General features: G+C 67.0%; 13 protein-coding genes. 2 read left to right on the top strand and 11 right to left on the bottom strand.

Going from position 1 to position 16,760, the window contains the following annotated elements:
* Window positions 1–511 precede the first annotated feature (511 nt).
* The 5 genes from hemA to QX041_RS12960 form a co-directional block, all read right to left on the bottom strand.
* Window positions 512–1,741, bottom strand: coding sequence for a 5-aminolevulinate synthase (hemA, locus tag QX041_RS12980; protein WP_315717898.1), 1,230 nt, complete (start codon window positions 1,739–1,741; stop codon window positions 512–514).
* Between the two features lie 209 nt (window positions 1,742–1,950).
* Window positions 1,951–3,009 (bottom strand): MBL fold metallo-hydrolase, encoded by a 1,059-nt coding sequence (locus QX041_RS12975; protein WP_316165573.1) that lies wholly within the window; start codon window positions 3,007–3,009, stop codon window positions 1,951–1,953.
* 191 nt (window positions 3,010–3,200) lie between these two features.
* A complete protein-coding gene (locus QX041_RS12970; protein ID WP_316165572.1) occupies window positions 3,201–5,339 on the bottom strand; it encodes a methyl-accepting chemotaxis protein in 2,139 nt (712 codons plus the stop codon).
* Window positions 5,340–5,582: 243 nt separating this feature from the next.
* Window positions 5,583–6,317: a porin family protein gene (locus QX041_RS12965; protein ID WP_315717895.1), complete on the bottom strand. Its 735-nt coding sequence runs from the start codon at window positions 6,315–6,317 to the stop codon at window positions 5,583–5,585.
* 219 nt (window positions 6,318–6,536) lie between these two features.
* Window positions 6,537–6,848: a hypothetical protein gene (locus QX041_RS12960; protein WP_315717894.1), complete on the bottom strand. Its 312-nt coding sequence runs from the start codon at window positions 6,846–6,848 to the stop codon at window positions 6,537–6,539.
* A 285-nt stretch (window positions 6,849–7,133) separates the two neighbouring features.
* On the opposite strand from QX041_RS12960, the gene QX041_RS12955 reads away from it, so the two are divergent.
* Window positions 7,134–9,122, top strand: a complete 1,989-nt coding sequence (locus QX041_RS12955; protein ID WP_316165571.1) for a methyl-accepting chemotaxis protein — start codon at window positions 7,134–7,136, stop codon at window positions 9,120–9,122.
* 81 nt (window positions 9,123–9,203) lie between these two features.
* Here QX041_RS12955 and QX041_RS12950 read toward each other — a convergent pair whose 3' ends face one another.
* The 3 genes from QX041_RS12950 to QX041_RS12940 are packed head-to-tail and all read right to left on the bottom strand — an operon-like array spanning window position 9,204 to window position 13,007.
* Window positions 9,204–11,468, bottom strand: coding sequence for a xanthine dehydrogenase family protein molybdopterin-binding subunit (locus tag QX041_RS12950; RefSeq protein ID WP_316165570.1), 2,265 nt, complete (start codon window positions 11,466–11,468; stop codon window positions 9,204–9,206).
* Entirely contained in the window at window positions 11,458–12,516 is a 1,059-nt protein-coding gene (locus QX041_RS12945; RefSeq protein WP_316165569.1) for a xanthine dehydrogenase family protein subunit M, read from the bottom strand. Before QX041_RS12945 ends, QX041_RS12950 begins: the two co-directional genes overlap by 11 nt.
* Complete coding sequence (locus QX041_RS12940; protein ID WP_316165568.1) at window positions 12,513–13,007, bottom strand: (2Fe-2S)-binding protein; 495 nt, start codon at window positions 13,005–13,007, stop codon at window positions 12,513–12,515. Before QX041_RS12940 ends, QX041_RS12945 begins: the two co-directional genes overlap by 4 nt.
* A 196-nt stretch (window positions 13,008–13,203) precedes the next feature.
* Between QX041_RS12940 and QX041_RS12935 the strand changes: the two genes are divergently transcribed.
* On the top strand, window positions 13,204–13,794 hold the full coding sequence (locus QX041_RS12935; protein WP_315751324.1) for a TetR/AcrR family transcriptional regulator: 591 nt from the start codon (window positions 13,204–13,206) through the stop codon (window positions 13,792–13,794).
* Window positions 13,795–14,077: 283 nt separating this feature from the next.
* On the opposite strand, the gene QX041_RS12930 is transcribed toward QX041_RS12935, so the two are convergent.
* The 3 genes from QX041_RS12930 to QX041_RS12920 form a co-directional block, all read right to left on the bottom strand.
* On the bottom strand, window positions 14,078–14,374 hold the full coding sequence (locus QX041_RS12930; protein ID WP_315827999.1) for a zinc-ribbon domain-containing protein: 297 nt from the start codon (window positions 14,372–14,374) through the stop codon (window positions 14,078–14,080).
* Between the two features lie 46 nt (window positions 14,375–14,420).
* Window positions 14,421–15,122 (bottom strand): alpha/beta hydrolase, encoded by a 702-nt coding sequence (locus QX041_RS12925; protein ID WP_315751328.1) that lies wholly within the window; start codon window positions 15,120–15,122, stop codon window positions 14,421–14,423.
* An 812-nt stretch (window positions 15,123–15,934) separates the two neighbouring features.
* Entirely contained in the window at window positions 15,935–16,735 is an 801-nt protein-coding gene (locus QX041_RS12920) for an IclR family transcriptional regulator C-terminal domain-containing protein (protein ID WP_315717886.1), read from the bottom strand.
* Window positions 16,736–16,760 lie beyond the last annotated feature (25 nt).

Genomic DNA, 16,760 nt, shown 5'->3' with positions numbered 1-16,760 from the left:
TAGCGATCTTGCCGAGAGAGCGCGGAGCTGGAGTCATCGTTAGCGCGAGAGACCCCGCAGTCTCCGCCGTCATTCCGGAGCGCCCGCAGGGCGAGCCCGGAATCCATGCCGCCTGATGCCGTGCTGCCCGATGGATTCCGGGCTCGTGCTTCGCACGCCCCGGAATGACGGAGAGGGTGTTGCTCGGTCAGCTGGGCGGCAAGCGGGGCAAACGGGCCACCACGTTTTCCGCCGTCATTCCGGGGCGCCCGCAGGGCGGGCCCGGAATCCATGTCGCCTCATGCCGTGCTGCCCGATGGATTCCGGGCTCGTGCTTCGCACGCCCCGGAATGACGGATAGGGTGTTGCTCGGTCAGCTCGGCGGCACGCGGGGCAAACGGGCCACCACGTTTTCCGCCGTCATTCCGGGGCGCCCGCAGGGCGAGCCCGGAATCCATGTCGCCTCATGCTGTGCTGCCCGATGGATTCCGGGCTCGTGCTTCGCACGCCCCGGAATGACGGAGAGAGGGAACTACTCCGCCGCCAGCGGCTTCTTGTGCAGCGCGAGTCCGAGCCGTTCCCAGACCTGCAGCAGGGCTTCCGCCAGGCGGTCGATCAGGCCGTCGTCGTGGTAGGGCGAGGGCGTGATGCGCAGGCGCTCGGTGCCCTTGGCGACCGTCGGGTAGTTGATCGGCTGGATGTAGATGCCGTGCTCTTCCAGCAGGAGATCGGAGGCCTGCTTGCACTTCTCGGGATCGCCGACGAACAGCGGCACGATGTGGGTGTCGTTGGTCATCACCGGCAGGCCGGCGGCGTTGAGGACCGCCTTCACCCGTGCGGCGCGGTCCTGGTGGCGCTCGCGCTCCCAGCTCGACGATTTCAGGTGCTTGATCGCAGCCGTGGCGGCCGAGCAGATCGGCGGCGGCAGCGCGGTCGTGAAGATGAAGCCCGGCGCGTACGAGCGAACCGCGTCGATGATCTCGCCCTTCGCGGCGATATAGCCGCCGAGGCAGCCGAACGCCTTCGCCAGCGTGCCTTCGAGGATGTCGATGCGGTGCATGACGCCATCACGCTCGGCGATGCCGCCGCCGCGCGGGCCGTACATGCCGACCGCGTGCACCTCGTCGACATAGGTCATCGCATTGTAGCGCTCGGCGAGATCGCAGATCGCAGCCAGCGGCGCCACGTCGCCGTCCATCGAATACAGGCTCTCGCAGGCGATCAGCTTCGGCCTGTTAGGACCGGCGGCGATCAGGAGCTGTTCGAGATGGGCGAGATCGTTGTGGCGCCAGATCTGGCGCTCGCAGCCGGACTGGCGCACGCCCTCGATCATCGAATTGTGGTTCAGCGCGTCCGACAGGATCAGGCAGTCGGGAATCAGCTTGGCGAGCGTGGCGATGCCGGTCTGGTTCGACACGTAGCCGGAGGTGAACAGCAGCGCCGCTTCCTTGCCGTGGAGGTCGGCGAGCTCGGCCTCGAGCTGCACCAGGGGATGATGGGTTCCGGCGATGTTGCGGGTGCCGCCGGCGCCGGTGCCGACGCGGGTTGCGGTCTCGACCATCGCGCCGACCACCTTCGGGTGCTGGCCCATGCCGAGATAGTCGTTGGAGCACCAGATCACGACATTGCGCGGTCCACTCGGCGAGTGCCAGGTCGCGTGCGGGAACCGGCCGGCGATGCGTTCGAGATCGGCGAAGACTCGGTAGCGACGCTCATCATGCAGGCGACCGAGGGCGGCACTGAAGTACTGGCTGTAGTCCATCACGAAACCCGAACTGGCGCGCTGCAGTGCAGCACCTGAAGCGAAAACCTCGCGGCATGCGTGGCGTGAGGTCTTCTTAGAGCGTTTCCAGAGCGGCTGTCGAGCCGGAATCCCAAGGCAGGAATTGGGCGATTTGTCCAAGGGGGGAGTGATCTCGGCCGAACGGCGCCGGGATTGCGGCGACGCGGCGGCGTCGCGGCCCCGCAGCCTCAGGTGGTGCGATAATGCAGCACGCCGTCGATGGTCTGGCTGGTCAGGCGGCCCTCGACCAGCATGTAGTTGACATGGGCGATCAGCTCGCCGGCGGCGAAGCCCATCTGGTGCGGGTCGAGCACGTGCTTGTGGAACACGACCGGCACGAGCTGCGCCGAGGTCTTCGGCTCGTCGCGGCAGGCGTCGGCGATCATCCGGCAGCGCTCCTCGTGGTGGTCGGCGAGCTGCTTGATGCGCGTCTTCAGCCCGTAGAACGGCACGCCATGGCCTGGCAGCACCAGCACGTCATAAGGCAGGGTGGTGGTGAGGCTCGCCAGCGACGCCAGATATTCGCCGAGCGAGTTCTGGTCGGGCTCGACCGCCCAGACGCTGACATTGGGCGAGATCTTGCTCAGCACCTGGTCGGCGGACAGGAACAGCTTGTCGGCGGCGCAGTACAGCATGACCTGGTCGAGTGCGTGCCCGCCGCCGGTGATGACCTTGAAACGTCGGCTGCCAATCTGGATTTCGTCGCCATGGGAGATGCGGCGGTAGGAGGCCGGCAACACCGAGACGCGCTGCAGATATTCCTGGCCGCGGCCGAGCAGCTTGTCGGTCAGGGTCTCGTCCATGCCGTGGCGGCGGAAGAACAGCCGCTGGGCATTGCGGCGCTCCTCGGTGCCGCGGTTCTGGTGATAGACCGACTGCAGGTACTCGACCTGCGACATCACCAGCGGGCAGTTGAAGCGCTCGACGATCCAGCCGGCGAGCCCGACATGGTCGGGATGCGAATGCGTCACGATCAGCCGGCTGATCTTGACGTGTTTGAGCGGGCCATCGAGCAGCCGCGTCCAGGCGGCGATCGACTCCTCGTTGCCGAAGCCGGAGTCCACCGCGACCCAGCCATCGCCATCGGCGAGCAGATAGATGTTCACATGGTTGAGGCGGAACGGCAGCTTCAGGCGCAGCCACAGCACGCCGGGCGCGACCTCGACGACCTGATCCTCACCGGGATGCTGCTCCCAGGGATAGCGCAGGGCTTCGGCGGAGGAGGTGGCGGTGTCGGTCTTGGTCATGCCTCATCGATTAACGGCCGCCGCGGACGAGCGCCAGCCGAAAAACACATGGCTGCTTGGCATTCCGGGGTACGGAAGGTGCTTCGGGTCGCGCCAGCATGACCTGCCTCGACGCCTTCTGCTTCGCCACGCCCCCGTCATTCCGGGGCGAGGCCGCAGGCCTCGAACCCGGAATGACCGGCGAGTAGCAACTACGCCGCTCGGATGTTGGTCAGGAACGCATCGACCTCGGCGCGCAGGGTGTCGGCCTCGCGCCGCAGCGCTTCGGAGGCACTGAGCACCTCGTTGGCGGAGGTGCCGGCCTGGGCCGAGGCGCTGGAGACGCCTGTGATGTTGTTGGAGACCTCGGTGGTGCCGGAGGCCGCCTGCTGGATGTTGCGGGCGATCTCGTGCGTCGCGGTGCCCTGCTGCTCCACGGCGGCGGCAATCGCGGTGGTGACGTTGTCGATCTCGGCGATGGTCTCGCCGATGTTGCGGATCGCCGACACCGCCGACGAGGCGACCTGCTGCATGCCTGCGATCTGGGTGCGGATCTCGTCGGTGGCCTTGGCGGTCTGGCTCGCCAGGCTCTTCACCTCCTGCGCGACCACCGCGAAGCCGCGGCCGGCCTCGCCGGCGCGCGCCGCCTCGATGGTGGCGTTGAGCGCGAGCAGGTTGGTCTGCGAGGCGATCGCCTGGATCAGGTCGACGACGACGCTGACGCGGCTCGCGTTGTCGGCGAGTCCCTGCATCGTCGAGTCGGTGGCGCCGGCTTCCTCGACCGCCTTCTTGGCGATCTGGGCCGAGGTCACGACCTGGCGGCTGATCTCCGCGATCGACGACGACAATTGCTCGGTGCCGGCCGACACGGTCTGGACGTTGACCGAGGTCTCCTCGGCAGCCGCCGCGACCGCATTGACCAGCGAGTTGGACTGGTCGGCGGTCTGTGACATGCTCTGCGCGGTCGCCTGCATGGCCGTGGCGGAGTTCTGCAGCGTGCCGAGGGCGCTGCGCACCGTCGCCTCGAACGTGGCGATCTGGGCCTCCATGCGCGCGGCGCGCTCGGCCTTGGCGGCATTCTCGCGGTCCTGCTCGGCGGCCAGGGTGCGGGCACGGACCATGTTCTCGCGGAACACCTGCAGGGTGTCGACCATCGCGCCGATCTCGTCGCGCTGCTTCGAGGCCGCAATCTCGGTGTCGAGATCGCCGCTCGACAGCGTCTGCATCGCCTGCTGCAGCCGCTTGATCCGGCGCAGGATGTTGCCGCCGACATAGAGCCAGACGAACAGCACCGAGCCGAGCAGCGTGGCTGCGCCGGCACCGGCCATGCCGAGCGTTGCCAACTCGATGTCACGGCCCGCCGTGCCGGTGGTGCTTTCGGTCGACTTGCGCACGCCTTCGACGAGCTGCTGCACGCTGATGTCGAGACCGACATTGAGCTTGCGCGTCTCCTCCAGCACGGTCTGCCCGTAATCGTTGGCGTCGAGCTCCTTCTCGCGCGTCTTGAACACGCGGGCCTTGCCCTCGCCGAGTGCGGCGAGCTTCAGCGCGGCATCGTGGATTGCCTTGGTGCTGCGGCCGGTCGGCAGCAATTCGAGATTGGATTTGAGCTGCGCCAGCGCCTCCTTGAACTGCCGCTCGATCGTCTCCAGCGTGTCGCTGTCGTTGGCCGATAGCGCGGCGGCCATCTGCGCCACCAGCAGGTTGCCGGACGCGATCACGTTGCCGAGCTGCTCGACGAACCGTGCGGCCGCCGTCGCGTCGTCCGCCGACACCTCGGCCGCGCCGAGCACGGCGTTGAGCTGCGTCTGGGCATCCAGCATCGGCTCGTTGGCGGCGGCAGTGAAGTCCGCCTGCGCCTTGCGCAACGCGTCATACTGCTTGTTGTGCAGGGCCGCGACTTCGAGACGCTCGCGTGCGGCGGACACCAGGCTCTGATTGGCCTCGTTGATGTTCTTGATGGTCTCGGCGAGCGGAGCCACCACGCTCTTCGCGGCGCCGAGCGTGCTGATCTCGCTCAGGCGCTCCTGCGTGGTCTTCTGGATCTCCTGCATCTTCTTCAGGCGCTCGTTGAGCGCGTCCTCGCTCTGGGACTGCAGCAGCGCCGGGCCGAGGCTGGCCAGGCCGGAGCTCTGCGCCAGCAGCTGCAGGCTCGAGGTCAGGCGCGGAATCTCGCGGCCCGAGAGTTCGACCATGGTGCCGCCGACGTGTCGCAGCATCAGTCCCGCAGCGACGCTGATCGCGATCGCCATGCCCGCGATCACTGCGAAGGCTGCGAACAGGCTGCCGCGGACGCCCCATCTGGGTCGCAGGACTCCGAGCACCCTGCTGAAGCTGAACCGAATCGCCATCTCTGGTGTCCCCCGATATGCACTACTTGGAGCTGTTGCTTGCAGGCAGTATCGCGGCGGGCGGTTAACAAATCCGGGAAACTACTCGGGCAGTGCTGAGTTTTCTCGCATTTTCGCATTTCACCGTGCGGCATTTAACGGGACGGAAGGGATTGTTGGGCCGCGCTTTCGATAAGCTATGACAGAAAAGGCCGGCATCGCTGCCGGCCTTCCCGTCGTTTGTTGTTATTTGACGCCTGCGGATCAGTAGCGGGCCGCGAGCGGAGCGCCCCAGTTGAAGCGGTAGTTCACGCCAGCCTTGAAGGTGTGGTCGTCGGTGGTGAAGCTGCCGGTCGGCACCAGCGCGGCGGGCGCCGTGAAGGTAGCGCTGCCGAAATTGTAGTACTGATACTCGGCCTTGGCCGACCAGTTCGGCGCGAACATGTATTCGAGTCCGCCGCCGACGGTCCAGCCGTTGCGATGGTCGCCATTGGTCGCGAAGCCGACCGGCGTGCCGGCGAACGTCACCTTCTCGTTGTTGTCGGAATAGGCGTAGCCGCCCTTCACGTAGAGCAGGCCCGGACCCCAGGTATAGCCGAAGCGGCCGGTGATCGAGCCGAGGCCGCGCTGGCTGTTGGTGTAGACGAGGCCGCCGGGGAAGGCGGCGCCGACGCTGCCGCTCAGCCAGCTGTACTGGCCCTCGGCGCCGATCACCCAGGTCGGTGCGAACTGCCAGTCGGCGCCGACCTGCAAGCCGCCCAGGAAGCGGCCGTTGGAGTTGTTGCCGGTGGCGAGGCCGGAGAAGTTGTTGTCGCTGGAGAACGCGCCGCCGAGATGGGCGCCGAGATAGAAGCCGGTCCAGTTGTAGATCGGGGCGGCGTAAGCCGGCGGCGCCTTGGTGGCGTAGGGATAGGTCCGGGCGCCGAGATCGGCGGCGACAGCGGACTGGGCCGAAGCCAGCGCGGCGACGGCAACGGTTGCGAACAGGATCTTCTTCATGGCGGGTCTCCGATACTCAACTAACAAGGCTCGCGCATCGCGCGCCGTCGATGGATCGGAGATAGATCGCTTTTGAATAAAATGCTGTCACTCCCGCAGCACACCGGCCTCCAACCCGACCTTCTCCGGGCAAAGGTTCTAGCGTAGTTAGCAATGCACTAACGAAGGCTGAACCGGGAGTTAACGCCGGACTCCTTTGTGCCGCCGCGGCACAACCGGTTAAGGCGCGTTAAGAGCTCGATGCAGAGCCGCGACTGCGTCGCGCAGCTGCTCGCGATGAACGATGTCGTCCTTGGGCATCGAAGCGATGCCGGCGGCGAGCTCGTGCAGAATCGCGGCGAGCAGTCCGAAGTTCAGATGCATATGGATCGACTTGCGGACGTCCTCTGGGCCGGGCCGCTCCAGGGTCAATGCCAGGCCGGATGATTCGAGATGGGCTTCGAACCGCGAGGAATGCTCGAACGTGCCGGCATAGAACTTGTCGGGATATTCGAGCGCGATCTCGGCCTTGTCCGGGATGGGTTTCGACATGGTGGCTCCTGAAGCGACGATCCGTAAATGTTCGCAGATCCGCCTCCCGCCGCCTTGCGCCAGGTCATAGTGGGAGGAGCGCCTGCATCCTCTGCCGAAGCGGGTTGGACCGCATTTCTACGGGGGCGGAAATTTACCTTCCCTGAGAAAAGGTTGTGCACGCTGATCAAATTAACGACTCGATGCCGGTCGTTCCGGACGGACCAGCTCCATGCAAGCGAGCGGAGAGGGCTCCGGCGGGGCGACGGCGGGTGCAGTCCACCCTCCAGCGAATGTGCCGCCGACATGAAGATGCGTCTCTCCATTTCCACGTTCATTGCGGCTTTTGGCCTTGTGCTCGCACTCGGCTTCGGTGCGGTCGTGCTGACCAGCGCCTATGCGCTGCGCGAGCTCAAGGTCGGCGGGCCCCTCTACGACAAGATCAAGCTCGGCAATGATCTGGTGGCCGACATCCTGCCGCCGCCTGAATATGTGCTCGAGGCCTATCTCGAGGCGACCCTCGCACTCCGGACGCCGAACGATCTCGACACGCACGCCAATAAGCTGGCGCAACTGAAGAAGGACTATGAGGATCGCAAGACGTTCTGGACCGGCTCGGCGCTGCAGTCCGATCTGAAATCGCTGCTGGTCGAACGATCGGACGGCGAGGTCCGGAAATTCTGGCAGGCCCTGGAGGCCGAGTTGATCCCGGCGCTGCGCTCCGGCGACATGGCGAAGGCCGATGCCGCCTATGCCCGGCTGGCCGAAGCCTACGCCGCCCACCGCGCGGTGATCGATACGCTGGTCGACAAGGCGAACAAGCTGAATTCGGACATGGAGGCGACGGCGGCGACCCAGGATCGCAGCATCTCCATCATTGTGTGGACCGTGTCCGGCATCGTTCTGGCTCTGGTCGTCGCCGGCATGTCGGGGCTGGTGATCGGCGTCGTCCGTCCGCTGTCGCGCATGACCGGGCTGATGCGGCGGATCGCCGAGGGCGATCTGTCGGCCGACATTTCCTATTCGGAACGCGGCGATGAGATCGGCGCGATGGCGGGCGCGCTGAGCATCTTCAAGACCAACGCGCTCGAGAACGCGAGCTTGCGCGACAGGCAGGAGCGCGATCGTGCGGCCGCCGAGGAGCATAAGAAGCGCGCCATGCTCGACATGGCCGACGTGATCGAGCGCGAGACCGAGACGTCCGTCGAAGCTGCGGCCGGCGCATCGCGCCAGGTCGAGGCCGTCGCCGCAGGCCTCTCGAAACTGGCCGAGGAACTGTCGACCGATGCGCAATCGGTGGCCGCAGCCTCGGAGAAGTCGCTCTCCAATGCCCAGACGGTCTCGTCGGCAGCCGAGCAACTGAGCTCGGCGATCCGCGAGATCTCGAGCCAGGTGGCGCGCGCCAGCACGATCACCAAATCGGCGGTGACCGAGCGCGAGAAGGCGAAGAACACGATGCTCTCCTTGTCCACGGCCGTGGACAAGATCGCCGAGGTCTCCAACCTGATCGGCGGCATTGCCGAGCAGACCAACCTCTTGGCGCTCAATGCCACCATCGAGGCCGCGCGCGCCGGCGATGCCGGCCGCGGCTTTGCCGTGGTTGCGGCCGAGGTCAAGTCGCTGTCGGATCAGACCGCCAAATCGACCGAGGAGATCTCACGCCTGATCGGCGAGGTGCAGACCACCACGCAGGCGACCGTCGACGTCGTCGAAGGCATCGGCAGCCAGATTTCCGAGATCGACGAGGTCGCAGCCTCGATCGCCGCGGCGATGGAGGAGCAGCACGCGGCGACCCAGGAGATCAGCCGCTCGGTCCAGTCATCGGCCAGCGCGGCGCGCGACGTGTCGTCCAAGATCGGCAATGTCGGCAGGGACGCCGGCATAGTCAATGATCGGGCCGCCGAGGTGCGCAACGCCATCGGCTCCGTGGCAACGGGCCTGACCTCGCTCCGTGCCACGCTGGTGAAGGCCGTCCGGACGGCGACCGCCGAAGCCGATCGCCGTCAGTCGCCGCGGTTGAAGTCGAGCCTGTCGATCAAGGTCGTCGACGATCGCAGGGGCACGGTGAAGGCCGATCTGGTGGACATTTCCGAAGGCGGCGCCTGGTTCCGGTTCGACCCCGAGCCGGGCATCGGCGATCGCGGCGTCATGGAATTCAGCGGCTTCGACGGAAGCGTGCCGTATCGGGTTCGCGCCCGTGAAAAGGACGCGCTGCATGTCGAGTTCGACCCCGGCCAAAATCGCGAGGCGTTCCTGGCATGGTTCAGGCGGACCTTCGCACGGCAGGCGGCCTAGACGGAGCGAGGTAGCTTGCCTCCGCTCTCGGTCAGGAGAACGGAGGCATTGCTTCGAACGGGCTTCGTCAACGCGCCAATGTCATTGGCGCGAGACCAGATCGCTGATCCGCACCGGAAAGCGCCTGATCCGAATGCCGGTCGCGTGCGCCACCGCGTTGGCGACCGCCCCGGCAGAGCCGGTGATGCCGATCTCGCCGACGCCCTTGACGCCGAGCGGGTTGACGAACGGATCGTGCTCCTCGACCGTGAAGGCCTCGATCGCCGGAACGTCGGCATTCACCGGCACATGATACTCGCCGAGATTGGCATTCATGATCCGCCCGGTGCGGCGATCGGTGACCGCCTCCTCGTGCAGCGCCAGCGAGATGCCCCAGATCATGCCGCCGACGAGCTGGCTCTTTACCAGCTTCGGATTGATGATCCGCCCCGCCGCGAATGCGCCGACCATGCGGGTCACCCTGACCTGGCCGAGATCGGGATCGACCTTCACCTCCGCAAAGACAGCGCCATGTGAATGCATCGCATATTGCTCGTTGGCCGCAGGGTCCGGCATGCCGCTGCCGGAGCCCTCGACCTGGTCGAGGCCGGCGCGGGCGAGGATGTCGGCGTAGCTCTCGCCGCGGCCCTCGTCGTCGCGCCGAAGCAGCCGACCGTTGCGCGCGATCACGCCGGCGTTGCCGGCGCCGAACAGCGGCGAGCGCTGGTCTGATGTCGCGAGCTCGGCGAGCCTGGCGATGACGGCGGCGCCCGCATTGTGGATCGCAGTGCCGACCGTCGCCGTATGTGCCGAGCCGCCGGCGATGCCGGCATCCGGCAGGTCGGAGGTGCCGGCCTTGAACGTCACCCGGTCGAGTTCGAGCGCGAGCGAGTCTGCCGCAATCTGTGCGAAGGCGGTCCAGGCGCCCTGGCCCATGTCGTGCGCGCCGCTCTCGACGACGCCGGTGCCGTCGCGCCGGATCACCGCGCGGGCCTGGCCCGCGAACATCAGCGCATGGAACGTCGCCGTGCCCATGCCCCAGCCGACCAGGAAGCCGTCCTTGTCGCGCATCATCCGCGGCTTCAGCGGCCGCTCCCACCAGCCGAACCGCTCGGCGCCTTGCGTGTAGCACTCGCGCAGCGCCTTGGATGAGAACGGTTTGCCCGTGGCCGGCTCGACCTCGGCGTAGTTCTTGACCCGGAAGGCGAGCGGATCGAGGCCGCAGGCTTCCGCCATTTCGTCGACGGCGCTCTCCAGCGCGATCGATCCCGGCGCGATTCCGGGGGCGCGCACGAACAGCGGCGTGCCCGTGTCCATGCGTACCGCGTCATAGGTCGTCGCGATGGCCGGCGCGGCATAGAGCGTGTGCGTCACATGCGCCGCCGCTTCGTAGAAGTCCTCGAAGCTGGAGGTTGCGATCCTCGCGTGGTGACGGATCGCCGACAATTGTCCGGTGCTGCTGGCGCCGAGCTGCAGCGTCTGCCGGGTCGGCGAGCGATGGCCGAACGGGCCGTAGAGCTGCTCGCGCCGCGCCACCAGCTTCACCGGGCGGCCGACCATCCTGGCGGCGAGAATGCCGAGGACCTGCGGCCCGGCCATCAGGCCCTTGCCGCCGAAGCCGCCGCCGAGATAGGGGCTGCGGATCAGGATGTTCTCAGGCGCGATGCCGAACAGCTCGGCAAGGCGGCCGCGCATCATCACCAGGCCCTGGGTCGGCGTGTCGATGATGAGCCTGTCGCCCTGCCACTCGGCGACGATCGCGTGCGGCTCCATTGCGTTGTGATAATGCGGCGGGGTCTCGTAGATCGCGGTGATCTGCTTGTCGCTGCCCGCCAGCGCGGCCTCGACATCGCCGTGATGGCTCTCGGCGGGAAAACCCATGCCGACGACAGGCGGCACATAGGCGTCGGCGGCATCGAGACCGATGCGGGCCGGCTCGGCCTCGTAGCGCGGCGACAGCAGCGCGGCGCCCTCGGTCGCGGCTTCCAGGCTTTCGGCAATGACCAGCGCGATCGGCTGGTTGGCGTAGCGCACACGGTCGTTCTGCAGCGCCTCGAAGCGGAATGCGAACGGGTTCGGCTTGCCGTCGGGATCGGCGTGCAGCGGCGGCCGGTTGGCGGAGGTCATCACCTCGACCACGCCGGGATGCGCCTTGGCGGCTTCGACGTCGAGCGCGACGACGCGGCCGCGCGCGATGCTGGAGACGGCGAGCACGGCATAGAGCAGGCCGGGCGGATTGTTGTCGGCGGCATAGCGCGCCGTGCCGGTGACCTTGGCACGGCCATCGACGCGCGACAGCGGCTGGCCGATGTTGGAGCCGTGTCTGACATGGGCGGGATCGCGGGAGAGATTGAGCTCAGGCGTCATGAAGTGCTCCTGGAACGGCGGAGAAGGGAGAGGCCGGCAGCGCCGGCACGCGCGACGGCGTGCCTTGCGCAGCGGCGGCAAGCGCGCGCATGATCAGGCTGCGCGCGAGAGGGATCTTGTGGGCGTTGTCGCCGGATGGCTTTGCATCGCGCAGCGCGATGTCGGCAGCCTGCTGGAATGTGTGCGGCGTAGCCGGCTGGCCTGCGAGCAGTGCTTCGGCCTGGTGGGCGCGCCACGGCTTGGCAGCGACGCCGCCGAGCGCCAGACGTGCGTGCTTGATTGCGCCGTTCTCGATCACGAGACCGGCCGCGGCGGAGACGACGGCGAACGCATAGGAATTGCGCTCGCGCACCTTCAGATAGCGCGCGTGCCTTGCGAACGCCCGCGCCGCCGCGGGCAGCCGGACCGCGACGATCATCTCGCCCGGCGCGAGCACGGTCTCGCGCTCCGGCGTGGTGCCGGGGAGCAGATGCAGCGCCTCCAGCGCGACCTCGCGCCGGCCGGAGCCGCCTTCGATCTCGACGATCGCATCGAGCGCGGCGAGCGGCACGCAGAAGTCTGAGGGGTTGGTGGCGATGCAGGCCTCGCTCCAGCCGAGCACGGCGTGCTGATGGGTGTCGCCCCCGCGCGCGTCGCAGCCCGCGCCGGGCGTGCGTTTGTTGCAGGCCGAGGCCGGATCATAGAAATACGCGCAGCGTGTCCGCTGCAGCAGATTGCCGCCGACGGTGGCCGCATTGCGCAACTGTGCCGAGGCGCCCGACAGCAGCGCTTCGGCGACCGCCGGGAAATCGCGCGCGAAGGCCGCGTCATGCGCGAGGTCCGCATTGCGCACCAGCGCGCCGATCCGGACGTCGCCATTGCCTGAAGTCTCGATCCGCGTCAGCTCCTTGATCTGCGAGATGTCGACGAGCCGCGCCGGCCTGATGACATTGCCCTTCATCAGATCGAGCAGGTTGGTGCCCGAAGCGAGATAGGCCGCACCGGGCGCGCTGGCCGCTGCGACCGCCTCCGCGACCGTCGACGGCTTCACATAGTCGAACCGGTTCATGCCGCGCGCTCCTTGTCCTCGGCGAGCGTCGCCTGGGCGTCGAGCACCGCCTCGACGATGCCGACATAGGCGCTGCAGCGGCACAGATTGCCGCTCATGCCTTCGCGCACGCGCTCCGGATCGCCGCCGGCGTGACCTTCGTTGATGAGCCCGACCGCGCTCATGATCTGGCCGGGCGTGCAGAAGCCGCATTGCAGGGCATCGTGGGCGATGAAAGCTACCTGCACCGGATGGAACTGGTCGCCTTGAGCGAGTCCTTCGATGGTGGTGATCGCCGCGCCGTCGAGGCTGACGGCCAGCGTCAGGCAGGAGTTGATGCGGCGGCCGTCGACCAGGACGGTGCAGGCGCCGCACTGGCCGCGGTCGCAGCCCTTCTTGGCGCCGGTGAGGTGGAGGCGCTCGCGCAGCAGGTCGAGCAGGGTGACCCTGGGGTCGTCGAGCGCAAGCGTTCGCGGCTCACCGTTGACGGTGAGTCTGACAGTCCAATTCATGCGTTGTTCCGATCGAAGCGATGGCCTAATCGGATCGCAGCGGGCACCGCCTTACGGGCGAATGTCCGTCCAGATCCAGCGACCGCGGGACGACAGCTGAGGAAGGTTGGCTGTCCCGGGTGGCAGGTCTATTTATACGGAGGGTTCCTCCGTTTAGCAAGGGGACATGAACGGTCCGTCATCAAGAGCTGGTGAGATGGAGACGAAACCACAAGACCGCCATCGCAAGCCGCGCGCCGATGCGCAGCGCAATCGCGAGCGCGTGCTCGAGGCGGCCAAGGCGGTGTTCAGCGTCGGCGGCGCCGAGGCCAGCCTGGAGGCGGTGGCGCGCCAGGCCGGCGTCGGCATCGGCACGCTGTATCGCCATTTCCCCACCCGCGAGGATCTGTTCGAAGCGGTGTACCGGCGCGAGGTCGAGCAACTCGCCGAGCTTGCGGAAGAGCTGAAGAGCGAGCAGTCGGCGGTCGAGGCGCTCCGCCGCTGGCTGCGCTCGACGGTGCAGTTCGTCGCCACCAAGAAGGGCATGATGGCCGCGCTCGCGATCGTCATGAACGCGAACTCTGAGCTCGCGGCCTATTCGCACGGCCACCTCACCCGCTCGATCGGCGCGCTGCTGGCGCGTGCCGTCGCGGCCGGCGAGATCCGCAGCGACATCAGCGCCGACGACGTCCTGCGCGCGCTGATCGGCATGTGCTACATGCACGACCAGACCGGCTGGCAGCAGAGCGTGCTGCGGCTGTTGGATGTGTTCGTGGATGGGCTGCGGGTGGGGAAGGGGCGGGCGTGAGATTGCCTCACGCTGCGTATTAGCCGCTCATTGACTTGCCCGGGCCGACACGTCCGACGGCACTCTAGTCCGGGCGATACTCCGTAGATCCGGATGCTCCCTCCATCGTCATTCCGGGGCGCGCGAAGCGCGAGCCCGGAATCCATAACCACGTTCTGTTGCTGAAATTCGCAGTGCCTCTGTACACGGCCCTCTCGCTCCACCACCAAGACCTGTGAGTATGGATTCCGGGCTCATTCGCTGCGCGAATGCCCCGGAATGACGAAGTTGGCGTGGGGTGATGCTATGAAACCGGCGTCCCGCAGGCGGCGCAGAATTTCGCGCGGGGTGTTCTCAACGGCTTTCCACACGACGTGCACGCCGGACCGAAATCACTTCGTCGATGGTGCCAGATCGCAAGGGCATTCGTCTCGTCAAAGCCGGTCAGTTCACGGTAGCGCTGCAGCACGCCCGCTTTGCTATCGACCGCAGCGGCGGCTTGCCCGAGAGTACATTCATTCAACCGCCGGTAGTCTTTGATGTCGTCGATCCGTTTCCTCAGGAGAGGCTCGATCTCCACCCACTCCTTCTCATCGAGCATGGGCACCTCGATGCCACAACGCCAGCAATGTACTGTGATGGCCATCTCACCCCCTCAACCACTCCATCAGCGCCTGCGCCGTTTCCTCCGGCTGCTCGGGTTGCGGCAGGTGGCCGCAATTCTCCAGCACGACGAGCCAGCTGCCGTCGATGCCGTCGGCCATCTCCTTCGACAGGCTGTTCGGGATGGTGTTGTCGGTGTCGCCGGTGAGCACCAGGGTCGGGCAGCGGATCGCGGTCAAGGTCGGCCGCGAGTCCGGACGCGACATAATGGCCGTCAGCTGCCGGATGAAGCCGATGACGCCGACCTCCTCGGCCATGTCGTGCACGAGCTGGCGCAGCCGCGGATCATCCTGGCGCGACGGATGCACGAAGCCTGAGAACAGCTCGTCGACCACGCCGTGATAGTCGCCCTCCTTGGCGCGGGTGATCATGGTGCGGCGGCGGGCGCTCGCCTCCGGCGTGTCGGGCCGCGCCTGGGTGTTGATCAGCGCCAGCCGACCCACGCGTTCCGGCGCTTGGCGCATGATCTCGAGCGCGATGTAGCCGCCCATCGAATGTCCCGCGAGCGCGAAGCGCGGCGGCGCCTCGGCCAGGATGCGGCGCGCGATCGCGGCCATGCTGTCATCGCGGATGTGGTTGGCCACCATCACCGGCCCGAGCCGCCACAGCGCCGGGATCACCGGCGCATAGATGCGGGGCGACGAGATCAGGCCAGGCACCAGCACGAGCGGCAGCGCATCAGTCATGGGTCTTCCCCCCGGAAACGGCATTCACCTGCAGGTCCGGGTGTTGTCCGCCCGGCATGCCATTTACGCGCGAGAAGCGGCCGATGTCCAACGATGTGCTGCGGCTCGCGCCCGCCGCCCCAGGCCGACAACCTCGTCCCCAGCCGAGTCCTGGCTCCTCCTGCGCCTCTTCGCGGCAGCGGGGGGGGGGCCGGTCGGATGATCGCGGTGATCGGGTTGCTCGCGATGCTGCTTGGGCCGCGGCGCCTTCGGCTTTCGTGATTGCGGCGCTATTCGCGGCAATCTGGTGGCGTCGTCCGCAATTCGCGCGTGAGATCGGAGATCGAACTACTTCCGCTCCGGATCATGCCACCATCGCATGCAGCGCGATGATACCTGGACGGACCATCAATCGTGGCAAACAGGGTCGGGCGTCACGATAATATCACGTAATGGGCGTGGGCCGCGGCGTCGCAAGGCCTGCGACCACAACGATTAGTTCGCGCGGCCGGTAACTTCACGTGGCCGGCGATGGCCGGCTCTCTCGTGCTGCTGCGGAGATAAGTTGGTAGCACCGCGCTGTCGGTGATGACATCGGAACGAGTGTCGCGCGAAGTCCGGCTCTCACGAGAACGGCGAGTGCGCCGATCCGCGATGCAGCGAGGGGCGGGACGACGTGCTCGATCAGCGGCGCGACGATGCCTCCCGGCGATGTCGCTGCCGGATGGAGCAGCGGCGCTCGTGGTCGCGAGTTCGATGCGAAGGTTGCGGTGGCGTGACCTGATGCGCGAGCGAGAGCGAGCGCGCCAGCGGCCGAGGCCTCTCCTCGACGATCAGACGAGCAGAGGCTGCGCCGTCGCCGCGAGCTTCTTCAGCAGCGGCAGGAAGCGCTCCTTCATCTCGTCGACGCCGATGCGATCGACGTGGCCGCCGATGTTGGCGGCGGCGATGATGCCGCCGTCATATCGGCGAATCGGCACTGAAATCGAGCGGAAACCCTGCTCCGCCTCACCGTCGACGAGCGAGTAACCGTCGTCGCGGACGGCGATGATCGACGCGAGCAATGCTTCCTTGTCGGTGATCGTCTGCGGCGTCATCTCGGTCAGCGTCATGCGCTCGACGGCCTGGCGCAACTGATCGTCCGGCATCCGGCTCAGCAACACGCGGCCGACCGACGTGCAGAACGCCGGCAGCCGATAGCCGATTTCGAGCCCGGTCGAGAACATCCGCGTCGAGGTAGCGCGCGCGATGAAGACGACCGACTCGCCGTCGAGGACGGCGAGCGAGCAGACCTCGCGCGCCTCGCCGGCCGTGTTGTCCATCAACGGCTGCATCACGCTGTTGATCTGGTTGGAGGCGAGATAGCTGGAGGCCAGCAGCAGCACGCGCGGCGTCAGCGAGAACAGCCGGTCGTCGCCATGGACGAAGCCGGAGGCCTTCAGGGTCAGCAGAATCCGTCGCACCGTGGCGCGGGCGAGGCCGGTGAGTTCCGCGGCCTTGCTCAGCGTCATCGGCCGGCCCTCGCGGCTGAAGGCTTGTATCACCCGCAGGCCGCGATCGAGCGCTTCCACGAACTCGGGACCGTCGCCCCGAGCCTGCTTCTTCTCCTCATCAGTGCGCTTCAGTTTCGGCATCGGCCTGACATGATCCGCTGTTGTT

Source organism: Bradyrhizobium sp. SZCCHNRI2009, assembly GCF_032485115.1.
Classification (GTDB): domain Bacteria; phylum Pseudomonadota; class Alphaproteobacteria; order Rhizobiales; family Xanthobacteraceae; genus Bradyrhizobium.
Note: the sequence above shows the minus strand (reverse complement) of the source record. Positions and strands in the feature narration are given on the sequence as shown.